This is a genomic window from Sandarakinorhabdus sp. AAP62 (assembly GCF_000331225.1).
Classification (GTDB): Bacteria; Pseudomonadota; Alphaproteobacteria; order Sphingomonadales; family Sphingomonadaceae; genus Sandarakinorhabdus.
Map to the genome: position 1 here is coordinate 90269 of NZ_ANFY01000006.1, position 25180 is coordinate 115448.

A 25180-nucleotide genomic window follows, 5' to 3' on the forward strand; every position below is an offset into this window, starting at 1 on the left:
TTACGGCCAAACCATTGCCCTGCAGCAATAGCATGCCGAAAACCCCGCGCCAAGCCGCATTGCCCCTGGCCGACAGTCTTGCCCATGCCAGAAACCATTGATTTGATTGACACAACCAGATTCGAGCGGCGCCGAAAAACCTGTTTGGGACACGGAGATCGGGACCAATGGTGACATGCAGGCAGGATTGGAGCCTGACACCCAACCGCTTGGCGAACCAGCATGCCCCGGCGAACACGCCGCCGCGATATTCCTGCCAGGCTGGCCAGCCAGCACCATCGCCATCACTCGGCGCTGACGCGGGGTGAGCGTCGTCAGCCGCGAACCAGGCTCAGCGCCAAATATCCCTATTTTCCCTCGATTGCCCGACCAAAGCGGCCAACGGCCTATCGCTGGTAAACCAGCTTGCCATTGACGATGGTCGCCCGAATCCGGCCGGTCAGGATTTTCTCCGGCGCGGTTGCAGCCAAGGCGAAGGGATCAATATCCATCACGGTCAGATCAGCCCAGCGGCCCCTGGCAATGATCCCGGTCTGGGCTTCGCGGAAGGCGGCATGGGCTGACCAGCTGGTATAGCCCCGGATCGCTTCCTCGATGGTCAGCCGCTCTGCCGGATACCAGCCGCCTTGGGGCTGCAGCTGCTTGTCCTGGCGGGTGATCGCGGCATGGAGGCCATAGAAGATGCTGTGGTCAGAGCCCGGATTGTCGGCATTGAAGGTCAGTCGCGCGCCGCCTGTGCGCAGCGAGCGCCAGGCATAGGCGCCACGGATGCGTTGCGGGCCCAGGCGCTCTTCGGCCCAGCCCTTGTCCTCCACCGCGTGGGGCGGTTCCATCGAGGCAATCACGCCCAGCCGGGCAAAACGCGGCTGGTCTTCGGGAGAGACGACCTGGGCGTGTTCGATCCGGTGGCGATTGCGGGCAGTGGCGGAATCGGCCTTGAACTCGGCCTCCAGGAAATCGAGCACTTCGCGGTTGCCGGCATCGCCGATGGCATGGATCCCCAGCTGGAAACCGGCCTTCATCGCCGCCCTGGCCAGATCACGATCAAAACCATAGCCGCTGCCGCTGATGCCGCGGTGGCCCGGCTTGTCTTCATAATCGGCGAGCAGCCGCGCCCCGCGCGATCCCAGCGCGCCATCGTAATAGGCTTTGACCGCGCGGGTGACGAGCATGGAGTCATTGTCACGGTCCGGCCCCCGGGCGATCCAATGCCGCATCAGGGGCGGGTCGCGCAGCGAGAGCATGGCATAGACCCGGATCGGCAGGCGGTTCTCGTCCTCCAGCTGCTGGAGGGCGGCCATCGCCTGGGCAGGCACACCGGCCTCGTGCACCATCACATAGCCGTCGCTGGCCATCTGCGTGAGGCCCTTCAGCGCATGGCGCGCGACCACCGCCTGCGGCTCGGGCGGCACCGCCGCTTCGACCATCGTCGCCGCGCGGTTCAGGAACAGGCCATTGGGTTCGCCATCCGGGCCCAGCCGCATCTCGCCGCCGACCGGCACCGGGCTGGCCCTGGTGATCCTGCCGGCATCGAGCGCGGCCTGGTTGATCCAGATGGCAAAGCCGTGCAGACCGCGCAGCACCACCGGATGATCGGGCACCGCCGCGCTCAACAGCTGCTTGTCCGGATAGCGGTTGGCCCAGGCCCCCTCGTCCCACCCGGCCCCGAAGATCCATTCGCCCTTGGGGACGGACTTCGCCCGCTCCGCCACCTTGGCGACCGCCTCTGCTTCGGTGGCAACGTCGGTCAGATCGACCGATTCCAGCTTGGCGCCCAGTTCGACGAAATGGGTATGGGAATCGACCAGCCCGGGGATCACGGTCGCGCCATTGAGATCGATCACTTTGGTCTGCTTGCCGCGCAGCGCCAGCGCCCCCTTGTCATTGCCGACATAGACGATCTTGCCGCCACGGATCGCCACCGCTGCGGCATCGGGGTGCCACTTGCCGTTCGTAATGGGCGCATCGGGCGCAGGCTTGCCATCGAGCGCGGGTTCGCCCCAGCGCAGCGTATAGACATGGGCATCAGTCAGAATCAGATCCGCAGCGCCGGCGGCGGTCTTGGCCATTGAAGGGTCGGCACTGGCGGAGACCAGGACGGCGCCGAACACGCTTGCCAACAGACCCGCCTTCATATCCATTTGCTCCCCGGCATGGTCGTCGTCAGATCATTTGAGACAGCTGGCCGCGCAGATTGGCGACGTGTCGGCCTCATCGTTGATGTTAGGCGGCGATCCTGCGGTGTTGCAAGCGCCGATGGTCGATACGGTCACATTGAACACCGGCCTTAGGTCGTGAACTCATAAGCGCGGACGTCTGCAATTGGGTGGTTAGCGGAGTGACAGATCCTGAATGAGGCAAGCACTAAAGCGGAAGCCAAGCGAACCGTTTGCGGAGTTCCCGTGTTGCATGCTCTCGGAACCACTCCCCGTGCGAAATGACAGCCTGAGTTGGCCCCCAGTCCAATATCGCCGCAACCGCCTTGGCACCCGCTGCACGGTCCCGCATTCCGAGACGATAAAGCAACGGCGTGCGCCCATTGGGATAAGTGACCCCTTCGACGTGGGCAATCAGGCGACCAAGCGTTGACTGATTTTCAAGTCGCACATTCACGATCAGATCCGTGAGGATCGCCGTTCGCGATGCACGGTGGAAAAACACATGTTCATCGAAAGCGCGGCTGCCCTCGAAAACAACCCGGTCAATCTCGCCGGACCATGGGTCGCTTCGTCGATCACCAAACAAGGCGGAAAAAGTCAGGTCTGGCCGTTTGGCAGGAAGGCCATGTGGCCCGATGAGCTCAGCGTCAGGGTAATGATCCTGCCACTCCTTCAAAAAGAAGTGATGATAGACATTGGGCGCGATCAGATAACGGAGCGGCCCGAGGTTCTCGATCTCCGCCGCAAGGTCAGAATTGTAGGAAACCGGCGAGTGTATCCACATGCTTCCATCGCTGAGACGGACGATCGTGGAGCGGGTGCCCAAGCGCAAACCCATGAATTTGATTTCGGTGCCGTTTGCCACCCAGATGTCGGGGCCGATCGGCTCGAGTTGCATTGCGACCATATTCAATCCTCGTGCGATGAGCCTATGCCATATCAGCTTATGGCAGGCGTAAACGTTTGACCAAGCCGCGTAATCGGTGTCGCTTTCAGAATGTCGGTTGCTGGCGAAAAACCCATTAAAGCTGGCGGGCAGATTTCGGGATTGATCTCGGCCGCCGGTCATCACCGTGGATGGGTGGTTGGCCGACGGCAGGTTTGAGACCGAAATTGCCCATAGCGTCCACTCCTCTGAATGCTGACTTCAGAATAAGGGATCGAGAAATGGGAAGCGCAAAAAAGGCGCTCCCCAAAAACTCCGCCTGTCACGGATCAGCTTAAATCAATAATTCGGGCTAGCTTTCCGCCCGAGATCGTAATGAACGAGGCGCCGCGCATTGCGAATTGCTCTCCAGCCTTCATAGGGCCCAGGTCAATGGCCGGGGTGCCGGTCCAGTCCACCTCCAACGCGGCATGATCGCCTTCGATAACTGCGTTCCTGACCGCTTGGTGCCGAATAGTGAACATCGTTGCCGCCTGTTGTGCGATTTCGGCGAAGGCGGCGCTGCCCTCGATCTTCATACTTTGCCCTGAATTGGAAACATTCTCAAATACAACATCATCGGCAACACATGCCACCATTGCAGCAACATCCTTGCAATTGTAGGCGTCGAGATAGTTTTTAATGATTGCAGGTAGAGTCATGGATATTGCCCTTCTTCCAGAAGTGCGTCACCGATCGTCGGCATGTTAGACGACGTAGACACGCATTTTAAACTGAAGATGCCAGTAGGCATCTGTTCACTCAGACGGACCCGACCTGACGTATCAGGCCGGGCGATTAAATCGCCTGCCGGTCGCTACTGCGATGTGAACAAAAAGAGCCATAAGCTTACTGTTCTGGTTTAACCCTGATTGTCAAGGTGGCGGTGTGATGGGCAGGGTCTGCCGATTTAAAAGGACAAGCGCAAATATCTGAGCGGTTTGGTCTTTCCGTGCCGAAACCGACCTATGTTTGCAGAATCAGTTCCATTGAATTTTTCCAGATCGCTCGGTGGACATGAAAAAAACCGGGATCAGGTGAGTGGCGCCGATCTAAGCCTTCGCGACAATAACCTGGTGGCACAAGCGACCGCTTCGGGATCGAAAGCAGCCGCGCGGCTTTATGGGTCTGCGTCCCAGGACCATCACCAAATGATGGGCTTGCGCGCCCGTGGCGTGGTGGCAAGCATGCGGGCGGACAAGAGGACCTGAGACGATGACCAATATCTTCACCAATCCCGAGATGAACGATCTGCGCATGTCGGAAAAGGCGCGGCCGCTGTTCGATGCTGTTGTCCGTCACATCAACGAGAATGTCGTGCCGATTGCGGAGAAATTCGAGGAACTGGGCAAGGGCCGGGCCGATCGCTGGAGCTGGGCGCCGGGGCAGCTGGAGTTGCTGCAGACGGCCAAGGACAAGGCCAAGGCGGCGGGCCTGTGGAATTTCTTCCTGCCCAATGCCGAAACCGGCGAGGGGCTGAGCAATCTGGATTATGCCTATATCGCCGCCGAACTGGGCAAGGTGCCGCTGGCATCGGAATCCCTGAACTGCTCGGCGCCCGACACCGGCAACATGGAAGTGCTGGAACGGGTGGGCACGCACGAGCAGAAGAAGCGCTGGCTGGAGCCGCTGCTCGCCGGTGAAATCCGTTCCGCCTATGCCATGACCGAGCCTGATGTGGCCTCGTCTGATGCCAAGAACATCCGCACCCGCGCGGTGCGTGATGGCAAGGACTGGGTGATCAACGGCGAGAAATTCTACATCTCGGGTGCCGGTGATCCGCGCTGCAAGGTGATGATCGTGATGGTGCGCACCAGCGACGATGGCCCGGCGAGCAGCCAGCAATCCCAGATCCTCGTGCCGATGGACACGCCAGGCGTGAAGATCCTGGGGCCGATGCATGTGTTCAGCGAAGATCACGCGCCGCGCGGCCACATGCATCTGCGCTTTGAAAACGTCCGGGTGCCGTATGAAAATATCCTGCTCGGCGAAGGCCGCGGGTTCGAGATTTCACAAGTGCGGCTGGGGCCGGGGCGTATCCACCACTGCATGCGCACCATCGGCAAGGCCGAGATCGCGCTGGATTACATGGTGAAACGCGGCAATAGCCGCGAGGCGTTTGGCCGCCCGCTGATCATGCTGGGCAAGAATCTGGAACTGATCGCCCGCGCCCGCATCGAGATCGAGGCGATGCGCCTGATGGTGCTGAAGGCCGCCAAGGCGATGGACGTGCTCGGCAACCGCGAGGCGCGGGTGTGGGTGAGCATGGTGAAGGCGATGGTGCCGGAAAAGACCTGCCAGATCATCGACCAGGCCATCCAGATCCACGGTGCCGCCGGCATTTCGCAATGGACCCCGCTGGCCGAACTCTATGCCGACGTTCGCCACCTGCGCTTTGCCGATGGTCCGGACGAGGTGCACCACATGGTGGTCGGCCGGCACGAGACGGGGCTGCACTGATCGTTCAGCCCCCTTTGCAGCGGCCCCGATTCAAGGACACAAGATCATGGACACCAGCAGCCTGTTCCGCCTCGATGGCCGCGTCGCGCTTGTCACCGGGGGCAGCCGCGGCATCGGCAAGATGATCGCCGCCGGCTTCATTGCCCAGGGTGCCAGGGTCTATATCTCGTCACGCAAGGCGCCGGCCTGCCTCGAAACGGCGGCGGAACTGGGGCCAAACTGCATCCCGCTGCCACAGGATGTCTCGACCGTCGCCGGCTGCCAGGCGCTGGCCGCACAGCTCGCCGCGCAGGAAGCAAGGCTCGACATTCTCGTCAACAATGCCGGTGCCGCCTGGGGCGCCCCGTTCGAGGAATTTCCGGAAAGCGGCTGGGACAAGGTGATGAACCTGAACGTCAAATCGCCGTTCTTTCTCACGCAGGCGCTGCATGGCCTGTTGAAGGCATCGGGCACGCACACGCAGCCGGCCAAGGTGATCAACATCACCTCGATCGACGGTATCCGTCTCAATCCGCAGGAAACCTACAGCTACCACGCCTCCAAATCGGCGCTGATCTATCTCACCAGGCGCATGGCGGCGCGGCTGGTGAAGGATGGGATCAATGTCACCTCGATTGCGCCGGGCGCCTTTGCCAGCGAGATGAACCGGGTCGCGCGCGATCACGGCGATGCGATTGCCAAGTTCATCCCCTCCCGTCGCATTGGTGTTGACGAAGACATGGCCGGCGCCGCCATCTACCTCGCCAGCCGCGCCGGGGATTATGTTGTGGGCGACACGATCACCGTGGATGGCGGCGTCGCCCATGCCAGCACCGGGGCCGGCTTCGCCGATTGATGACGGCGGCTCAAACGGGTCGCTGCTGCTTGGAAGCAGTATTTTCGTTGGTCTGCCACATCTCGACGATGGTACGCAGCGCCGTGACAAACGCCAGCGGCTGATCGAGCATGAGGTGGTGGCGCGCCTCCGGAACCGCGATGATCGGAATATCGGCGCCGCCCAATTCGCGCACATAGTCAGCCGAGTCCGGCGTGAACAACAGGCTTTGGGCGCCATAGACGATGGCCTTGCGGCCCGGCGTCGCCACAACGCGCTTGCCCATCTCATGCCACCCCGGTTCCGCGTCGTTCTGACGGAAGACTTCCGGATCAAATTTCCAGGTCCAGTCCGCGCCGCTGCGGCGCAGCGAGTGAAAGGCCATGTAATCCATCAGAAAGGGCTCACCGACAGGCTGCGGCGGGGACAGGACATAGCGGCTGCGCGCGGTGGGATAGTCCGGATAGCGACGTTGCGGCTTGTCGGGGTCGCCCGAGCCCGGACGCCCGTTGCCTTGCCGGTTCCGCTCCTCCAGCACCTCGGGCCGCAGCACCATCATGTCGCACAGGATCAGGCCGGAAAATCGCTCCGCGGCCAACGCCATCGCGGTCAGGCCAACGGAAGCGCCAAAGCTGTGCGCAATGATGACCGGCTTGGAGGGGCCTTCGAACAGCCCCAACGCCTCGGCCACCCCGATCATCTCGGCGCCGCGCGCCTGCGTGTCGCACCCGGGCCGATTGGCGCTGTCGCCCATGCCCGACAGATCATAGGCGATGACATGATGATCCCCCGCCAGAAACGGCGCGATGAACGCAAAGCAGCGCGCATGCGCCAGAAAGCCATGCGTCATCAAGATCGGCGGATGCGCGGCGTTGCCCCACCGAAAATAATGTACGCGCGTGCCCGCGACGTCGATGAAGCCTTCCTCGCGCGGCACGGCGAGGGCTTCATGAAACCAGCCGGGCAGCGCATCAGGCTGCGGTGCCCACAGCGGGTCGATGTCATCACTTGCGTCCACGCCTGGACCTCCTTGCAAACCACTCGCACTTTGCGGTGCTTTCAACTCAGGACAAAGCCCTGAGATGCTGCAGGTTTGATGGTGACGGTGATGGCGTTATCAGACAGTTGGCGATGGAAGAGGTCTGCCGCGAACCAGGCTCAGGGGCAAATTTCCCTGTTTTCCCTGTTATCAGTATATTTCGCAGCCGCTTCCGCGGCTAACTGCGCGCGTATGCCCCTGAGAAATCAACCATTCCCTCGAAAAGTACCGCTTTCGGAACAGGGACTTGGTGTCGCGATAACAGGGAATTTCAGATGCGATTTCAGGGAATGCTCATCAACCAAACAGGCAAGGCCTGCCAACCAAGCTTGGTCGGTTAGAACCCGTGATCATCCTTGTCTCCAAACACTTCTTCGCGCGCAAACTGTGCCTCGATTGCTTGAACAGACATCGCCCACTCCGCATTCTGAAGCGCCTCCGTCGCCCAACGCGAGAACTCGGCTGCTCACTTCGACATGAGCCTGATCGGTGGCAGGAGCGGCGGCGAGCAGGCTCACAGGCGATTTCTGCGCATCAGGACGCCAAATATCTCCTTGTATCGCACGCGGCTCAACTCTTGATGGCCTTCAGGCCCCACGCAAACACCTTGCGTGTGTTTTCCTCTTCCAGTGCAAATTGCGCCGCCGGTGAAAGTCCGCTGACAGTCGGTAGCTTGGTCTGGCGCTTGGAAACCATGGCGAGCCACCTCTCGACGCGCGGCTGGCGGTCAGCAAACGGCGCGTGATAGCCGCTGGTCAGCACAGGCACCCTCAGCGGATCACGGGTGATCAGTTCGGTGGTGGGGAAGATCTTCGGGTTGGCCTTTCGCATCATCCCGAACAGTTTGGCCTGATCAGTCATGCCAGTATCGAACAGCACTTCAGACAGCAGGAAGCCATCCTCGTAGGGCGCCACGCCCATGTCCTTCAGGGAACAGGCCTTCACCCACGGACTGAGCGCAGCGACCGTCTCTTCCGGCATTTCCATGAAACTCATGTTGTTGCCGGGATCAATCAGGCTGCCGAGATATTCGCTGTCGATACGCTTCAGCAGCGCGACATGTTCATGAACCGTGCGGTCCTTGTGGTTCTCCAGCGCGATCGCGATGCGATATTTCTCGGCAATCGGTACACAGCGTTCGATGATGGCATTGGCTTCGGCCAGCCAGCTGTACCAATCCTCGCGGCTGCGGAAGGTCTCGTACCGCCGGCCGGTGCCACCTTCGGGCGGACGCGAAACTGCGCGCACACAGGTGGCGCCCAGCGCCGCTGCGGCCTGCACGCTGGCTTCGAACGGGCCATAATCGCCGTCGCGCCGGCTGGGCAGCGCGGCCTGGCCTTCATAATACATGCCCAGTTCGTCCAGCCGGGCCCGGAAGCGTGCGATGTGGGCCTTGCCCACGCCGATCTGCACACCGCCACCGCCCAGGCTGCGGACATAGTCGAGGAAGGCCACCGGATCATCGCGCAGGCCTCTGGCCACGCCGTCGAGCCCGCGCAGATGCGCCGAAAGCCCGGTGCCGGCGATGCCGAGCGGCGACTTGGGCGGCAGCGCGCCTTCCGACTGGGCAATGGCCAGGCTGGGGAAGCCGGCAAACAGGGTAGCGGCAAAGCCGGCCTGTGCGAACCGGCGACGGCTCATCAGCATTCAGCATCTCCCTTCGCATCGCCTTGAAACAAATGTGCCGGGCACGAGGCCCGGCACAAGTGACTTCAGAAGTTGATCAGAACTTTGTCCGCAACGTGAGTTCCAGCGTCCGCCCGAATGGCGAGTGGGCGTTGCCGAAGAAGCCCTGCGTGCCATCATAGAAGGGCGGCCAGCGGTTGAAGATGTTCGATCCGCGCAGCTGGATCTGGCTGCCCTTCAGCACGTTGGGCAGATTATACTGAACGGTGAGATCGAACGTCTCCCAGCTCTTCACATTGGGGAAGGCGGTGCCGGAGGTGATGTTGGTGAACGGGCCGATGTAGGTCATGAAGGCCGACACGGTCAGATCATCCAGGTTCCAGCTCAGCTGGCCGCGGCCGCGCCACTTGATGGCGCTCTGCTGGCCGATGATATCCTGGAAACCGGTGCCCGGCGCAAGTTCCTGACGGAAGCCCAGCTGGCGGTTGGCGTTCACGTTCAGCGTGAAATTGCCGATGCTGGTGGGCACCTTGTAGCTCAGATCAAGATCGAGACCATCGATGATGCGCTGGCCGACATTGATCGCAAACGACTGGAAGATGGCATCGATCCGCGCCGGCACCGGGCTCTGCGGTGGCGCTGCCGCAATGGCCGCCGCCACCTGCGCCGGGGTCGGATTGCGGATCACCGCGAAGCTGAAGAACGGGTTGTTGAACGCGTCCGCCTGCGTCGGCTTGTAGACCAGATTCTTGTAGGTCACATTGTAGTAGGTGACGCTCAGCTTGAGGCCGGGGACAAAGCTGGGCGTGAAATCGGCGCCCAGCGAGTAGGTTTCGGCCTCTTCCGGGGTCAGCGCCGGATTGCCGCCGCCCTGGTTGTAGATGTTCACGTTGTTGCCGAAGCCGGCGATGTTCAGGCCGATCTGCGGCACGCCGAAGATCGAGGTGATCAGGCCCATGTTCGGCGCGACAAAGCTGGTGCTCCACGAACCCCGCAACGACAGGTCCTTCACCGGTGCATAGACCAGGCCAACCTTCGGATTGAAGGTACCGCCCAGCTGCTGGTAGTGGTCGTACCGGCCGGAAACCGACAGTTCCAGCCGCTCGATGCCGGGCATGCCGTTCTGCGAGGTGAAGAACGGCAGGTTGATTTCGGCAAAGGCCGCCGCCACGAAGCGCGAAATCCGGTCGTCGCGCACCAGCAACTGGGTCGGGCCGGGCACGCCGCCGATCTGCAGCTGATCGGCCTGTTCGTCGCGGAACTCGGTGCCGACAGCCATGCGGGCGTCGCCGCCACCAAGGGCGAACAACGGGCCATCGGCCTTCACCATCAGCTGGCGCAGAAACTGCGAGCTGTCATTGATCTGCGTGAAGCCATTGTCGATCTGGGCCAGCACGCCCGGATTGTTCTGGCCAGCCTGGCCAAACGGGTTGAAGGCGGTGGTCAGCGTCGACCCATTGGCCAGATTCTGCGCCGCGATCAGATCGATTTCCGGCTGCGAGTTGAAATCGTTGGTCTTGGAATAATGGGTCATCACGTTGAGCAGCCAGCCACCGCCCAGCTTCACGTCGGCACCCAGCGTGATGGCCAGCACTTCGGATTTCTGCGTGTTCACCGGGTTGGGGAACAGGCCTTCGCCGTTGCGCACCACGCTCACGGTCTGGCCCGGCGTCAACGACACGCCCGGCGGCAGCAGCAGATAGGGATTGTTCTGCGGCACGGTGATGTTGAGGTTGCGTGGGTTGGCCACGCGCGAGGTTTCAAGGTTGGAATAATTGGCTTCGGCCCACAGCGTGACAGTGTCGTTCAGTTCCTGCCGGGCCGTCGCCAGCACCGAATAGCGCGTCGATTCCGGCACCACTTCCTGCGCCAGCTGGTTTTCGCAGCGGTTGCGGTTGGCGTTGCCGGTGGCAAACGACGGATAGGCATAGACGGTACTGCCAATGGTGACGTTGGGCAGCGAGCAGGTGGTGGTGCGCCGGTCAATGCCGCCGCGGAACCGCTGATCGGCCCGGATGAAGGGGATTTCCTCGTTGGTGGGCGACTTGTTGGCGCTGTACTCGCCAACGATCATCACGTTGCCGGTGGACCATTTCTTGCCCCAGCCCAGCGCCAGGTTGCGCTTTTCATAGGAATGTTCGGGCGAGAAGCCGTAGGTGCCCTGCGCTTCGAAGCCATCCATGTCGCGGCGGTAGACGAAGTTGGCAACACCGGCGACGGCATCGGAACCGTAAACGGCCGACGAACCATCGGCGACGATCTCAACGCGGCCGATGCCCAGCACCGGGATCATGCCCGGATCGGGCAGCACGGCTTCACCGCCGACGGCGGCCATGCGGTGGCCGTTGAACAGCGCCAGCGTCGCGAAGATGCCGATATTGTGGATGTTGGGCAGGAAACCGCCGGTGCGGAAACGGCCGGTGGTGGCCACTTCGTGATTGACGCCGAAGTTGCCAAGTTGCGGCACCAGGCTGAGCAGTTCCGACAGGTTGGCCGGCGCGTTGACCTTCACGAATTCCTGATCGACGCCGATCAGCGGCGACCCGATCGGCGCGACGCCGCGGATGCTGGTGCCGGTCACCACGATTTCGGCGGCTTCCTCGGCAGCGCCGGACTTGTCATCGGCTGCGGCTGCGGCTGTCTGGGCGGCAGCAGCCCCGGCGAGCGTGAACGCAAGTGCGGCAGCACCCGCCATGCAAGTGGCGCGGTGCAGTTGGCCCCGCTTCAGGAATAGGATGCGCGTCATGCTTTCTCCCCCAACGCAGTTGCTGCCAGGCAGGCAATTCATGGCAATGGGGGGGACGGCGTCAGATCTGCTGCCGGATTTGCCGGCAATGTGGGCAGACCATCTGCCCACTCCACCCTCCCCACACACCACCATGCGCGCGCCCCTGCTGCATGGCAGGGCCTGTCACGACACCGGCTGGCCGCCACGCCTCTTCCGGGCAATGGCTTGCAACACTTGTAGACTGTATACAGATGGCGTCAACGCCAAACTGTAATAGGGTGCGGGGTGCATCGATCAGAAGGCAATCAATCGCCCGGTGATGCAGAAAATCAACAGTTTTGCGGCGAGAGACCCGGCGGCGTTGGCCCGCCACTGGCCCAATCCAGCAGTTCCACCATGTGGACGATATGCAGTTCAGGCCCACCGCTCTGCCCAATCTGGCCGATGCAGCCGATGTTGCTGCTGGCCACGATCTGCGCGCCGGTGGCCGCCAGCGCCGCCTGCTTGCGGCGCTTGAGTTCGGCCGAAAGTTCGGGCTGCAGGATGGCATAGCTGCCGGCCGAACCGCAGCAGACATGGGCTTCGGCCGGATCGCGCACGTCAAAGCCGGCCGCCACCAGCAACTGGCGCGGCGCCGCCTTCACCTGCTGGCCGTGCTGCAGGGAACAGGCGCTGTGCCAGGCGACAGCGATGCCGGGAGGCAGCTGCGGCGGCAGCGGCGGCAACAGGGCCAGATATTCGGAAATGTCGCGCGCCTGGGCGGCAATGGCAGCGGCGCGGGCGGCCATGGCGGGATCATCGCCAAACAGCGCTGCATAATCCTTGATCACCGTGCCGCAGCCTGATGCGGTGATGATGATGGCATCCACCGGCCCCACCGCTTCCCAGGCTTCGATGTTGGCGCGGGCATGGGCGGCGGCGGCGGCTTCGCGGCCGAGGTGATGATCGAGCGCACCACAGCAGGCCGATTGCCGGGTGATCACCACCTCCACGCCATGACGGGCGAGCAGGCGCAGCGCCGCATCGTCGATGGCCGGACGCAGCACCGGCTGCACGCAGCCCAGGTGCAGGATAACCCGGCCAACGCGGGCAGCGGCCGGCAGCGGTGGCGCCAGGCGCTCGGCCAGACCTGCTGCCGGCACATCATCCGGCACCATCGCCAGCATGGCCGCCAGGCGGGCGGGCAGCAACGGCGCCAGCCCCCGCACCAGCCGGCCCGCGCGCAGAGCCAGGCGGAAAAGGCCGCGCCGGGTGAGCAGCGCCGGCAGCAGGGCGCGCAGCAGGCGATCGGGCAGCGGCCGGCGATGGGTGGTTTCGATATGGGCGCGGGCGGCATCAACCAGATGCATGTAATCCACCCCCGACGGGCAGGTGGTGGTGCACGACAGGCACGACAGGCAGCGATCGATATGGTGCACGGCACGCGGGGACGGGGCAGCGGCCGGGTTGGCCAGCATATCCTTCATCAGCCAGATGCGGCCGCGCGGGCTGTCCAGCTCGTCGCCGGTGACCAGGTACGTCGGGCAAGTGGCAGTGCAGAAGCCGCAGTGCACGCATTTGCGGATGCGATCCTGCGCGGCGGCGACATCGATGCTGCTCATGCCGCGCCTCCCGGTGCCGCGGCGGGCGACAGGATGCCGGCGGGATCGAACAGCGCCTTCACTCGCGCCGACAGGGCGGCCACGCCCGGTTCCAGCGGCGCACGCGCCGGGATCGGGCCGTCGCCGCGCAGCCGTTCGGCATGGCCCTCGCGGCCGGCCGCCTGCGCCACCAGCGCATGCACATCGAGGTCGGCCGCACTGGCCGGCAGCAGCACCCAGGCCAGCGCGCCGGCCCAATCCAGCCGCAACCGCGCTGCTGGCGGCAGCAAGGCCGCCAATGCCGGCGCACGGCTGGCGGGCAGCGGACAGCGCCAGATGATTTCGTCGGCGCGGGCATGGCCATGAAGGCTGGCGATCGCCGCCCACAGCGCGCGGCTGGCGTCGCCCTCGATCAGCTGGCCAGCGGGCAGCCGGGCGCGGGCGGCGTCCACCAAGGCTGGCAGCACGGCCGCGCTGGCCTCGATGCGCAACTGCACCGCGCCCTCACTCCACGCCGCGCCGGTGATGCCGCCGTCGATCATCAGCGCATCGGCCATGATGCGCACTGCCTTGGCCGGCGTGTCGGCGGGGAGCAGCAGGGTCGCCTGCGCCGGCGCCAGCGGCAGCACTTTCAGGGTGATCTGAGTCAACACCGCCAGCGTGCCGCGTGAGCCGGTGAGCAGGCGCGGCAGATCAAAGCCCGTCACATTCTTCAGCACCTTGCCGCCAGCGGTTAAAATCTCGCCGCGCCCGGTCACACCCGAAAGGCCCAGCACATGATCACGGCAAGCCCCGGCGAACGGTCGGCGCGGGCCGGAAAGCCCGCTCGCAATGGCACCGCCGATCGTGCCATGGCCCAGCCCCCAGATGGCATCAGGCGAAGGCGGCTCGAACGCGAGGCACTGGCCGGATTGCGCCAGCAGTCGTTCGACATGATCGAGCGGCGCCGACGCTGGCAGGGTGAGCAGCAGCTCGGCCGGATCATGATCAATGCTGCCACCAAGACCGGTCAGATCCAGGTCCGCCTCGGCTGGGCCAGGGCCGATGCCGGGCCGGCTGCCGCTGCCGGAAACGGCCAGCGACCGCCCATGCGCCGCTGCATCGCGGATCACTTCGGCCAGTTGCTCAGTCGTGGCAGGGCGACAGGCCATCAGAATCGGGGCAATTCAGGAAATGGCAGCCGCCCACCATGGACATGCATGGCGTTCATTTCGGCACAGCGCGACAGGGTGGGGAATAATTTGCCGGGATTGAGCAGGCCATGCGCGTCAAAAGCGCATTTCAGCCGGCTCTGCACCGCCAGATCGATGGCGCTGAACTGATGTTCCATCAGATCGCGCTTTTCCACACCCACGCCATGTTCGCCGGTCAGCACGCCGCCGGCATCAACGCAGGCTTTCAATATCGCGGCACCGGCCGCTTCTGCCGCCGCGGTCTGGCCCGGCACCGATGCATCATACATCACCAGCGGGTGGAGATTGCCATCGCCTGCATGGAACACGTTGGCCACCCCCAGGCCGTGGCGGGCGACAATGGCGCTGATCTCGCCCAGCACCGCGCCAAGCTGCCGGCGCGGGATGGTGCCATCGACGCAATAATAATCCGACGCGATGCGACCCACGGCGGGAAACGCCGCCTTGCGCCCGGCCCAGAACAGCAGCCGCTGCGCTTCGTCGGTGGAGGCGCGCAGGTGGGTGCAGTTGTGAGCCTTGGCGATTTGGGTGATGCGGGCAAGCTGGTCGTCAACCTCGGCCGCGCTGCCATCGGCTTCCGCGATCATCAGCGCTGCCACATCGGTCGGGTAACCCGCCTGCACGAAATCCTCGGCCGCGCGGATGGCCGGTGCGTCCATCATCTCCAGCCCGGCCGGGATGATGCCAGCCGCGATGATCGCCGCCACACAGTCGCTGGCATCGGCGACGGAGGGAAAGCCGAGCAGCAGCGCGCGCTGCGTCGCGGGTTTGGGCAGGATGCGCACCGTCGCTTCGGTGACGACGCCCAACAGCCCCTCCGAGCCACAGACCAGACCGAGCAGATCATAGCCGGCCTGCTCCTGCCCCGGGCCACCCAGGCGCAGCACCGTGCCATCGATCAGCACCAGTTCCACCCCCAGCAGATTGGGGCTGGTGGTGCCATATTTCAGGCAATGCACGCCGCCGGCATTTTCCGCGACATTGCCGCCAATCGAACAGGCAATCTGGCTCGACGGATCGGGCGCATAATAAAAGCCCTTGTGCGCAATGGCTTGCGATACGGCGAGATTGGTCACACCCGGCTGCACCACGGCGCAGCGATTGTCATAATCCACGCGCAATATGCGGTTGAAGCGCGCCATGCCGAGCACGATGCCATCGGCCAGCGGCAGCGCCCCGCCCGACAGCGAGGTGCCCGATCCGCGTGCGACCACCTTCACGCCATTGGCATGGCACCAGGCCAGCACCCGGCTCACCTGTTCCGTCGTGCGCGGCAACACCACGGCCAGCGGGCTTTGCCGGTACATCACCAGCCCATCGCTGCCATAGGGCGAGACGCCATCCACATCGGCGATCACCCCATCCGGCACGATGGTGCCAAGCGCAGCGGCGATTTCAACCTGTCGGGCCATGACAGCAGCGTCGGGTTCTGGCATCTTCATGCGATCATCCTGGGCTGCGACGGGTCTGGTTTGACAGGGTAAAACTGTCGTCTATATACAGTTTTACGGCGGCGCAAGACGATAGACCGCGCCCGTGCGGGGGAGAACAAGTGGCAGACGGCGGCACCCCAGACAGCGGGAACCCCGGCAGGGCCCCGGATGGCAGCCGGCGGCGCCTGCGCTCGCAGGACTGGTTCGCCAATCCCGACCGGCCCGACATGGTGGCGGTCTATCTCGAGCGCTTCATGAATTATGGCCTCACACCGGCCGAATTGCGTTCTGGCCGTCCGATCATCGGCATCGCCCAGTCGGGCAGCGATCTCAACCCTTGCAACCGTGTGCACCTGCAACTGGCGCAGCGGGTCAAGGAAGGCATTCGCGACGCCGGCGGCATCGCCATGGAATTCCCGCTGCATCCGATCTTCGAGAATTGCCGCCGCCCTACCGCCGCGCTCGATCGCAACCTGGCCTATCTGGGGCTGGTCGAGATATTGAACGGCTATCCTCTCGATGGCGTGGTGCTCACCACCGGCTGCGACAAGACCACGCCCAGCGGCATCATGGCCGCCGCCACAATGGATCTGCCGGCCATCGTGCTGTCCGGCGGGCCGATGCTGGATGGCTGGCACGAAGGCAAGCGGGTCGGCTCCGGCGCGGTGATCTGGGCCAGCCGCAAGCGCCTCGCCGCCGGCGAGATCGACGAGGAGGGCTTCATCGCCGCTGCTGCCGCGTCCGCCACGTCGGTCGGTCATTGCAACACCATGGGCACCGCCTCCACCATGAACGCCATCGCCGAAGCGCTGGGCCTGTCCCTGCCCGGCTGCGCGGCGATACCGGCGGCCTGGCGGGAACGGGCGCAATATGCCTACGCCACTGGGCACCGTATCGTCGAGATGGTGCGTGACGATCTGCGCCCCAGCCGCATCCTGACGCGGGAAGCCTTCCTTGATGCCATCACGCTCACCGCGGCGATCGGCGGTTCCACCAATGCCCAGCCGCACATCACCGCGATGGCCCGCCACGCCGGCCAGAACATCACGGTGGACGACTGGCGGGACCGGATGGGCGTGCCGCTGATCCTCAACATGGCACCGGCAGGTACCCACCTCGGCGAAGGCTTTGCCCGCGCCGGCGGCGTTCCGGTGGTACTGAAGGAACTGGCCCGCGCCGGCCTCATCCACCCTGAACGGCTGACCGTAACCGGGCAGACGCTGGCAGCCAACATTGCCAACGCCCCAGATGCCGATGGTGACGTGATCCGCACCGTGGCCGATCCGCTCCGCCCCGCTGCCGGCCTGATGCCGATCAGCGGCAATCTGTTCGATTTCGCCATCCTGAAGGCCAGCGTGATCAGCGACGAGTTCCGCCGCCGCTACCTGGAGCGAACGGGAGCGCACGGCGTCTATGAAGGCCGCGCCATCGTGTTCGATGGCGGCGATGATTATCATCACCGCATCAACGATCCGGCGCTGGGGATCGATGCCGATTGCATCCTGGTCATGCGGGGCGCCGGCCCAATCGGCTGGCCGGGCAGCGCCGAAGTGGTCAACATGCAGCCGCCCGATGCGCTGATCCGCGCCGGCATCACCAGCCTGCCCACCATTGGCGATGGCCGCCAATCCGGCACGTCAGATTGCCCGTCGATCGTGCATTGCTCGCCCGAAGCGGCAGCTGGCGGGGGACTCGCCTGGCTGCGGACAGGTGACATCATCCGCATCGATCTCAATGCCGGCCGCTGCGACGCCCTGGTGGACGAAGCCGAAATCGCCCGCCGCATGGCCGAATGGCCGGCCGCTCCGCCAGCCAGCCACACCCCGTGGGAAGCGCTGTACCGCGCCCATGTCGGCAGCCTGGAAGGCGGCGCCGTGCTGGAATTCGCCGTGGATTTCCAGAAGGTCGGGGCGCGCCTGCCCCGGCACAACCACTGATCGGCACCAATGGCGGGACATTTGCCCAAGTCGCTGCCTGCCGGCTTGCGTGCCGGCGATTGCGGCCTATATGCTGTACAAAATGCTGGGTCACGCGCGGCAACAGTGCAGCGGCCTCAGCAAAGAGGAAACTGGCACCGTGGCGACTGCAGAACCCCTCGCCCTGACCGAGACGCCGTCCACCCTGCGCAACCATATCGCGCGCGCCTTGCGGCAGCAGATATTGGCGGGCCGGTACAAGCCGGGCGACCGGCTGAACGAAAGCCAGATCGCGCGCGAATTTACCACGAGCCGCATTCCGGTGCGCGAGGCGTTGTCCCACCTGCAGGAACAGGGCCTGGTGATGAACCTGGAACGCCGCGGCATGTTCGTCATGCAGCTTTCCGAAACCGAGGTGCAGCAGATCAATTCACTGCGAATCGTGCTGGAAGCCGAAGCGATGAAGCTGGCGCGGGCCCACCTGACCCCCGAAATTCGCGCCCAGCTGGAAGAACTTGTGGACCAGATGGAGCATTGGGAGGGCCCGCTGGCCGAAGCCGCCGATCTGGATCGCCGCTTCCACCAGTTGATCTGGCGCACCGCCGGCAATCCCTGGCTGGAACGCATGCTGGATCAACTGACGATCGCGCTGTTCGCCCACAAGACACTGGAACATGTGTCGCGCGAGATGCGGCAATGGCGGCTGAATCATCATCGCGAACTGCTCGACGTGGTGACTGGTGGCAACGCCGATCCGCGCATGGCGCTGCTCACCCACTTGCGCATGGCCTATTCCGAACCGGAGCGTTTCTCCAGCATGGCGCTGACCGACGATTGAACCCCTGCCCGCTGGCAGGGACATTCCTGCCAGATGAAAGGGCAAATCCATGAAATTGCTGCGTTACGGAGCCCGCGGCCATGAACGGCCGGGCGTGCTCGACAGCGCGGGGCAGATTCGCAGCCTCGCCGGCATCATCCCCGATATCGATGGTGCGCTTCTGGACCGGCTGCCCGCGGCACTGGCCGGCATCGACGTGACAGCGCTGCCGGTGGTAAGCGATGATGTGCGTATCGCCGAACCGGTGGGCCGCGTTGGCAAGTTCATCTGCATCGGCCTCAACTATATCGATCATGCCAACGAAGCCGGCATGGCCGTGCCGACAGAGCCGATCATCTTCATGAAGGCCACCTCCAGCATCATCGGGCCGAACGACGATGTGCTGCTGCCGCCGACATCGGTAAAGAGCGATTGGGAAGTGGAACTGGGCGTCGTGATCGGCCGCGAGGCCCGCTATGTCAGCAAGGACGCGGCGATGGACCATGTCGCCGGGCTGGTGCTGGTCAACGATCTTTCGGAACGCGAATATCAGCTGGAACGCGGCGGCCAGTGGGACAAGGGCAAGGGCTGCGACACGTTCGGCCCGTTCGGCCCGTGGCTAGTGACGCTGGAAGAGGTGGACGACATCAATAATCTGGACCTGTGGCTTGATCTGAACGGCAAGCGCGTGCAGACCGGCAACACTGACAAGCTGATCTTTGATGTGCCTACCGTGGTGTCTTACGTCAGCCAGTTCATGAGCCTGCAGCCCGGCGACATCATCTCCACCGGCACACCGCCCGGCGTGGGCATGGGCATGAAGCCGCCGGTGTTTCTGAACGATGGCGATGTAATGGAACTGGGTATCAGCGGGCTGGGCCGGCAGCGCCAGCAGGTCAGGCGCTGGCCGGGCTGAACCTGCTCCGGAATGGGCCCTGGAGCGGTTTTCGATCAACTTGGGTCTGCGGCGCGGGAGCGATTTTGGTTTGGGGCAAGAAGCGAGGAGGGCGCGATGCCTTAAGCATCGTAACCGATGAGCGACGCTGCCCTGAGCCGAAATCGCCCCGCCCCGAAGGGGTCGCCCTTAAGGGCGATGACGCTGATCCAAGTTGGTCGAAAGCTGCTCTAAAGGCTCATGCCGCCATCAATGACGATGTTGCTGCCGCTCATGAAGGTCGCCTCGTCGCTGGCCAGCAACACGGCGACGGCGGCGATTTCCTCGGGCGTGCCGATGCGGCCCATCGGCTGCCGCGCCACGAAGGCGGCACGGGCCGCATCGGCATCACCGGTGGCGGCAAGACGATCCGCCAAGCTGGGGCTGTCTACCGTGCCAGGGCTGATGGCATTGCAGCGGATTCCATCGGCGATGAAATCGCGCGCCACCGACATGGTCAGGCCGATCACCGCCGCCTTGGTGGTGGCATAGGCGCAGCGGTTGGGCGCCGCCTTCACCGACGACACAACCGAAGCGATGTTGATGATCGAGCCCCGCCGCCGCGCCTGCATCGCCGGCAGGAACGCCCGGATGGTGGTGGCCATCGCCAGCACGTTCAGGTTCCAGCTGCGGTTGAAATCCTGCGCCGTGCTTTCAAGGATGGTGCCATTGGCCACCCAGCCGGCGCAGTTCACCAGCACATCGACATTGCTGTGGGTCACTGCCGCTTCATTCACTGCCACCTCATCAGTGACGTCCAGCACCACCAGGCGCGCGCCGGTACCGGCATAGGCGGCGGCCAGGCGATCGGCTGCGATGTCGGTGGCGATCAGGGTCGCGCCTTCAGCCAGAAAGGCCCGACCGATAGCAAGGCCGATCCCCTGCGCGGCGCCGGTCACAAGGGCGGTGCGGCCTGCCAGTCTGCTGCTCATGTGCGGTGTTCCAATCAGGCTGGATACAGACCGGCGGCGCCGTCAATGCGCACCACCTGGCCCGAAACGAAGCGGCTGTCTGGCCCGGCAAGAAACGCGACCACGCCGGCCACTTCCTCGGGCGTGGCATAGCGGTCGAGGTTGGGGCCGGCGGCCATCATGGCGGGATCAGTGGTGCGGGTGGCGAGGAAGCGCGCACTCATCGTCGGGCCGGGCGACACCACGTTCACGCGCACGCCATGCGGGCGCATCTCCATTGCGAGACAGCGGGTGTAGTGCACGATGGCGGCCTTCATGCAGCCATAGACCACCTCACTGGTCACGGCGCGATGACCGTTGAGCGAGCCGAAGTTGATCACGCTGCCTTCGTTACGCGCCGCCATGCCGGGCATCACGGCACGGCAAACCAGCATGGTGCCGATGAAATTGCGATTGATGATGGCCTGCGTGTCGGCAAGGCTGATGTCCAGCGCGCCATTGGGGTCGGGCTTGCCGCCAGCCGCGCCAATATCACCGCCCGCGCAATTGATCAGGATCGAAATTGGTCCCAGCGCCTGTTCGGTGGCGGCTACCATGGCAGCCACCTGCGCCTCATCGGCTATATCGCCCAGAACGGCGGCAGTGCGCACACCCAATTGCGCCGCCAGACGTTCAGCCAAGCCGGTCAGGCTCTTTTCCTCGCCAAACTGCGCCGGTGCGTTTTCCGAGATATCATGGACGGCGACATCGGCACCCAGTTCCGCCAACCGCGATGCGATGGCCCGCCCCAGACCGCGGCCTGAACCAGTGACCAGGGCCACTTGTCCTGACAGGCTGGCCGTGCTGACCCGCGCCCATTCGTTCATGACCAATTCTCCCTGGCCTGGCGCCACAACCGAGCCCCCCACTTGCCACCATGCCCGCCCCAAGCTGGTCCATTTCCAGGCTGCCCCTCAAATGGGGGCAGCGGCAAGCTCAATATCGACATTGGCCCGGACAGGGTGAATTGACAAGCAAAAATCGTATTCAGTATACACTTGCGCCTGCCGATAGTCTAAGCGCACACTATCCAGGCGAATTGGGGGGAATGGCACGTGACGGAATCGCAGGCATGACCCCCACCCGCGTGCGCCACGGCGTTGTGGTGATGGCGCTGGCGCTGGCCATCCTGGCCTATGTCCAGCGCGTGGCGATCAGCCAGGCCGCCGGACCGATCTCGGCCGATCTTGGTCTCGACAAATCGGAAATGGGCATGGTGTTCGGGGCATTCGGTCTGTCCTACGCCCTGTTCGAAATCCCGATGGGCCTGGTTGGCGACAAGCTCGGGGTGAAGAAGATCCTGTCTCGCCTGGTGCTGGCCTGGTCGTTCTTCACGGCGCTGACAGGGGCGGCGTGGAGTTTCACCTCGATGTGGGTGATCCGGTTTCTGTTTGGTGCGGGCGAGGCAGGGTGCTTCCCCAATCTCACCCGCATGCTCAGCCAGTGGCTGCCGCGCGGCGAGCGGGTAAAGGCGCAGGCGTTGATGTGGGCCTGCACGCGCTGGGGCGGCGCTGTCACGCCGCCGCTGGTGCTGCTGGCAATCAATTTCGTCGGCTGGCGCTGGGCCTTCGTGCTGTTCGGCCTGCTGGGTGCGGCCTGGGTCGCGTGGTTCTCGCGACGCTTCCATGAACGGCCGGCCGATCATCCGGGCGTGAACGATGCCGAACAAGCGCTGCTGGCGGAATCGCAGGCGCTGGTCGCCCATGCGCCCGAAAGCTGGGTGAAACTGCTGCTGCGCCCGCAGGCGCTGCTGTTGTGCCTGCAATATTTCTGCTGGTCCTATGTCTGGTATTTCTTCGTCACCTGGATGCCGACCTTCCTGGGCGAGGCACACGGCCAGAGCGCGGCCGGCATGGCCGGCCTGTCGGTTCTGCCGCTGCTCATGGGCGGGCTTGGCTCGCTCACCGCCGGGATGCTGCCGCTCTGGGTATCGCGCCGCGCCGTTGCCATCGGCTGCTTCACCAGTGTCGCCATCCTGATGGCGCTGGTGCCGCAGGCCGGCAACGTTTGGGTGGCAATCGCGCTGCTCGCCAGCGTTGCCTTTCTGGGCGACATGCTGGTGCCGATCAGCTGGAACCAGTGCGTGGAACTGGGCCAGGGCTATACCGCCACCATGGGCGCGGCAATGAACATGTTCGCCAATTTCTCCGGTTTCCTGGCACCCGTGGTTGGCGGCATGCTGCTGGAAGCCAGCGGCAATGATTGGACGCCGATGCTGTGGCTGATGTCGGGTGTCGCCGGTATCGGCGCCATAAGCTGGATCGTGATGGGAGCCGTGGGCACCGCGCCTGCCGCCGTAAAGGGATAAGCACATGCAGATTTCACTCGCCGGCCGCACGGCCGTGATCATTGGCGCCAGCGGCGGGCTGGGCGAAGCCATGGCCGAAGCTATGGGCGCCGCCGGCGCCCGGCTGGCACTGGTCGGACGCCGGCGGGAAAAGCTGGACGCCCTTGCCAGCCGACTGGCAGCCAATGGCGTCGAGGTGGCCGTGTTCACCGCCGATGTGACCGATGAAGCCAGCGTGGCCGCGCTGGCGGCTGCCGTGAACGGATGGTCGCCCAATCCACAGATCTTGATCAATTCGGCTGGCACCAACATCCGCAAGAATCTGGTCGAATTCAGCCTGTCCGAATTCCGCAGCGTGATTGATTCCAGCCTGATTTCCACCTTCCTGGCCTGCCATGCCTTCGTGCCGGGCATGATGGGCACCGGCTATGGCCGCATCATCAACCTGGCCTCGATCATGGCGCATATCTCGCTGCCAGGCCGCACCGCCTATTCCTCGGCCAAGGCCAGCCTGCTGGGCCTGACCAAGGCGCTGGCGCTGGAACTGGCCGCCGAAGGCATCACGGTCAACGCCATCAGCCCCGGCCCGTTCGGCACCGAGATGAACCGCCCGGTGATGGACAATCCCGAGGCCAATGCCGCCTTCCTGGCCAGCCTGCCCGTCGGCCGCTGGGGCAAGGTGGAGGAGATCGGCGCGCTGGTCACCTATCTCTGCTCCGATCTCGCCGGCTTCGTCACTGGCACCGATATCCTGATCGACGGGGGCTGGACAGCACGGTGATCCGCCGGATCGGCCTTGCTGCGAGCCTGGCACTGGGGGCGGCCCTGCTGTCGGCGCAGGCCCCGCCGCCAGCCGCGACCGCCGGCTTTGGCGGCGGTCGCGAACTGCAGCGGCTGACGGGGGAGCGCTTCACCGAAAACTGCAGCGGCTGCCATGGCGCCCCCGGCACTGCTGGCCGCGCACCCAATTTGTTCGACCAGAGATTGCTGTCCCAGCGCAGCGACGATGATCTGTTCCGCATCATCACCAATGGGGTGGAGGGTGCCGAGATGCCGGCCTTTGGCGAGGTGCTGCCATCGGAACAGATTTGGCAGTTGATCGCCTGGCTGCGGCTGGAAGCCGAAAACACCCAGCCCCGGCCCCGGTTCATTGCCGATCCGGCCGGCGCGGTGATCGCATCGGAACAGCAGAAATTCCGCATCGACGTGGTGGCGCAGGGGCTGGAAACGCCGTGGGGCCTGGCCTTCCTGCCTGATGGCCGGTTGCTGGTGACCGAACGCGCTGGCCGACTGCGCATCATCGATCGCAAGGGCAGGCTGCTGCCGCAGGCCGTGACCAACACGCCGCCGGTGTGGGAACGGCAGGATGCAGGCCTGTTGGACGTGGCGGTGGACCCCGATTACCGCAAAACCGGCTGGATCTACCTCAGCCTCGTCGAACTGCAGCCCGGCTATCAGCTGCCGCCAGCCCCGGCCCTGAAGCCCGGCGAACGGCCGCCCAATCACCCATCGATGACGGTGATCGTGCGCGGCCGCCTCAACCGGCAGGGCGCGTGGGTGGATGCGCAGACGCTGTTCCGCGCGCCACTCGATCGCTACACGCCCAGCGGCGTGCATTATGGCTCGCGCCTGGCCTTTGATCCGCAGGGAAGGCTGCTGTTCACCGTCGGTGAGCGCGGCGACATGAAGAACGCGCAGGATCTGTCGACACCGCTGGGCAAGCTGCACCGCATCAATCGCGATGGCAGCATCCCGTCGGACAACCCGTTCGTGAACCGCCCGGACGTGGTGCCATCCATCTGGTCATGGGGCCATCGCAACCCGCAGGGCCTGGCCTTTGATGCCGCTGGCCGCCTGTGGGAGGCCGAACATGGCCCCAGCGGCGGCGACGAGATCAACCTGATCCAGCCCGGCGGCAATTATGGCTGGGGCGTCGTTTCGATGGGCATCCAGCCCGGCATCGCGGCGCGCACGGCGCCGGGCATGATTGGCCCGATTACCTATTATACCCCCACCATCGCACCTTCCGGCATCGCGCTCTATCGCGGCAATCGCTATCCGTCGTGGAGCGGCAACCTGTTCGTGACCGGTCTGGCCGGCCAGCAGCTACGCCGGCTGGTGCTGGATGGAGAACGCATCACCCACGAGGAAGTGTTGTTCAAATCCTATGGCCGGGTGCGCGCCGTCACCACCGGGCCCGACGGTCTGCTCTATGTGCTGTTGCAGCGGCCCACCGGGCAGGGCACCGGCCAGCCGCTGTCAGCCTCCACCCCTGGCCTCGTCATCAGGCTGGTCCCGCTGCCATGAGACCGGCACTGA

19 protein-coding genes are annotated in these 25180 nt (G+C 64.3%); 8 read left to right on the top strand and 11 right to left on the bottom strand.

From position 1 onward, the window contains the following. Positions 1-386: 386 nt before the first annotated feature. From D619_RS15775 to D619_RS0106260, 3 genes are all read right to left on the bottom strand, one after another. Positions 387-2135 (bottom strand): amidohydrolase, encoded by a 1749-nt coding sequence (locus D619_RS15775; RefSeq protein WP_193743259.1) that lies wholly within the window; start codon positions 2133-2135, stop codon positions 387-389. A gap of 229 nt (positions 2136-2364) precedes the next feature. After that, positions 2365-3228 (bottom strand): DUF4336 domain-containing protein, encoded by an 864-nt coding sequence (locus D619_RS0106255; protein WP_081587064.1) that lies wholly within the window; start codon positions 3226-3228, stop codon positions 2365-2367. 146 nt (positions 3229-3374) lie between these two features. Then, a complete protein-coding gene (locus D619_RS0106260) occupies positions 3375-3746 on the bottom strand; it encodes a nuclear transport factor 2 family protein (protein WP_033373069.1) in 372 nt (123 codons plus the stop codon). Between the two features lie 553 nt (positions 3747-4299). Between D619_RS0106260 and D619_RS0106265 the strand changes: the two genes are divergently transcribed. Together D619_RS0106265 and D619_RS0106270 are read left to right on the top strand one after the other, a co-directional pair. Beyond that, entirely contained in the window at positions 4300-5544 is a 1245-nt protein-coding gene (locus D619_RS0106265; RefSeq protein WP_017667722.1) for an acyl-CoA dehydrogenase family protein, read from the top strand. A 46-nt stretch (positions 5545-5590) separates the two neighbouring features. Beyond that, positions 5591-6379, top strand: a complete 789-nt coding sequence (locus D619_RS0106270) for an SDR family oxidoreductase (protein WP_017667723.1) — start codon at positions 5591-5593, stop codon at positions 6377-6379. 10 nt (positions 6380-6389) lie between these two features. On the opposite strand, the gene D619_RS0106275 is transcribed toward D619_RS0106270, so the two are convergent. From D619_RS0106275 to D619_RS0106300, 6 genes are all read right to left on the bottom strand, one after another. After that, a complete protein-coding gene (locus tag D619_RS0106275; protein ID WP_243442611.1) occupies positions 6390-7421 on the bottom strand; it encodes an alpha/beta hydrolase in 1032 nt (343 codons plus the stop codon). A gap of 546 nt (positions 7422-7967) precedes the next feature. After that, positions 7968-9044 (bottom strand): TIM barrel protein, encoded by a 1077-nt coding sequence (locus D619_RS15780; protein ID WP_017667725.1) that lies wholly within the window; start codon positions 9042-9044, stop codon positions 7968-7970. A 76-nt stretch (positions 9045-9120) separates the two neighbouring features. Beyond that, on the bottom strand, positions 9121-11769 hold the full coding sequence (locus D619_RS0106285; protein WP_017667726.1) for a TonB-dependent receptor: 2649 nt from the start codon (positions 11767-11769) through the stop codon (positions 9121-9123). 311 nt (positions 11770-12080) lie between these two features. After that, positions 12081-13352, bottom strand: coding sequence for a glycolate oxidase subunit GlcF (gene glcF, locus D619_RS0106290; protein ID WP_017667727.1), 1272 nt, complete (start codon positions 13350-13352; stop codon positions 12081-12083). Then, positions 13349-14482 carry an FAD-binding protein gene (locus D619_RS0106295; RefSeq protein ID WP_017667728.1) on the bottom strand — a complete coding sequence of 378 codons (1134 nt, stop codon included), beginning with the start codon at positions 14480-14482 and terminating at the stop codon, positions 13349-13351. Before D619_RS0106295 ends, glcF begins: the two co-directional genes overlap by 4 nt. Then, on the bottom strand, positions 14482-15966 hold the full coding sequence (locus D619_RS0106300) for an FAD-linked oxidase C-terminal domain-containing protein (RefSeq protein WP_017667729.1): 1485 nt from the start codon (positions 15964-15966) through the stop codon (positions 14482-14484). Before D619_RS0106300 ends, D619_RS0106295 begins: the two co-directional genes overlap by 1 nt. A 176-nt stretch (positions 15967-16142) precedes the next feature. Here D619_RS0106300 and D619_RS0106305 point away from each other — a divergent pair, with 176 nt between their 5' ends. The 3 genes from D619_RS0106305 (at position 16143) to D619_RS0106315 (ending at position 19606) form a co-directional block, all read left to right on the top strand. Next, the gene (locus D619_RS0106305; protein WP_026090781.1) at positions 16143-17894 is read left to right on the top strand and encodes an IlvD/Edd family dehydratase; all 1752 of its coding nucleotides are present in this window, start codon (positions 16143-16145) and stop codon (positions 17892-17894) included. 139 nt (positions 17895-18033) lie between these two features. Then, positions 18034-18711, top strand: coding sequence for a GntR family transcriptional regulator (locus D619_RS0106310; RefSeq protein ID WP_193743260.1), 678 nt, complete (start codon positions 18034-18036; stop codon positions 18709-18711). A 49-nt stretch (positions 18712-18760) separates the two neighbouring features. Further along, positions 18761-19606 (top strand): fumarylacetoacetate hydrolase family protein, encoded by an 846-nt coding sequence (locus D619_RS0106315; protein WP_017667732.1) that lies wholly within the window; start codon positions 18761-18763, stop codon positions 19604-19606. 209 nt (positions 19607-19815) lie between these two features. Here D619_RS0106315 and D619_RS0106320 read toward each other — a convergent pair whose 3' ends face one another. Further along, complete coding sequence (locus D619_RS0106320) at positions 19816-20556, bottom strand: SDR family oxidoreductase (RefSeq protein WP_017667733.1); 741 nt, start codon at positions 20554-20556, stop codon at positions 19816-19818. Between the two features lie 14 nt (positions 20557-20570). Beyond that, positions 20571-21401 carry an SDR family oxidoreductase gene (locus D619_RS0106325; protein ID WP_017667734.1) on the bottom strand — a complete coding sequence of 277 codons (831 nt, stop codon included), beginning with the start codon at positions 21399-21401 and terminating at the stop codon, positions 20571-20573. 245 nt (positions 21402-21646) lie between these two features. Between D619_RS0106325 and D619_RS15785 the strand changes: the two genes are divergently transcribed. From D619_RS15785 to D619_RS15790, 3 genes are read left to right on the top strand one after another with little or no spacing between them, the layout of a single operon-like run. Beyond that, a complete protein-coding gene (locus D619_RS15785) occupies positions 21647-22882 on the top strand; it encodes an MFS transporter (RefSeq protein ID WP_017667735.1) in 1236 nt (411 codons plus the stop codon). A gap of 4 nt (positions 22883-22886) precedes the next feature. Then, the gene (locus tag D619_RS0106335; RefSeq protein WP_017667736.1) at positions 22887-23642 is read left to right on the top strand and encodes an SDR family NAD(P)-dependent oxidoreductase; all 756 of its coding nucleotides are present in this window, start codon (positions 22887-22889) and stop codon (positions 23640-23642) included. Continuing rightward, the gene (locus tag D619_RS15790) at positions 23639-25168 is read left to right on the top strand and encodes a PQQ-dependent sugar dehydrogenase (protein ID WP_017667737.1); all 1530 of its coding nucleotides are present in this window, start codon (positions 23639-23641) and stop codon (positions 25166-25168) included. Before D619_RS0106335 ends, D619_RS15790 begins: the two co-directional genes overlap by 4 nt. Positions 25169-25180 lie beyond the last annotated feature (12 nt).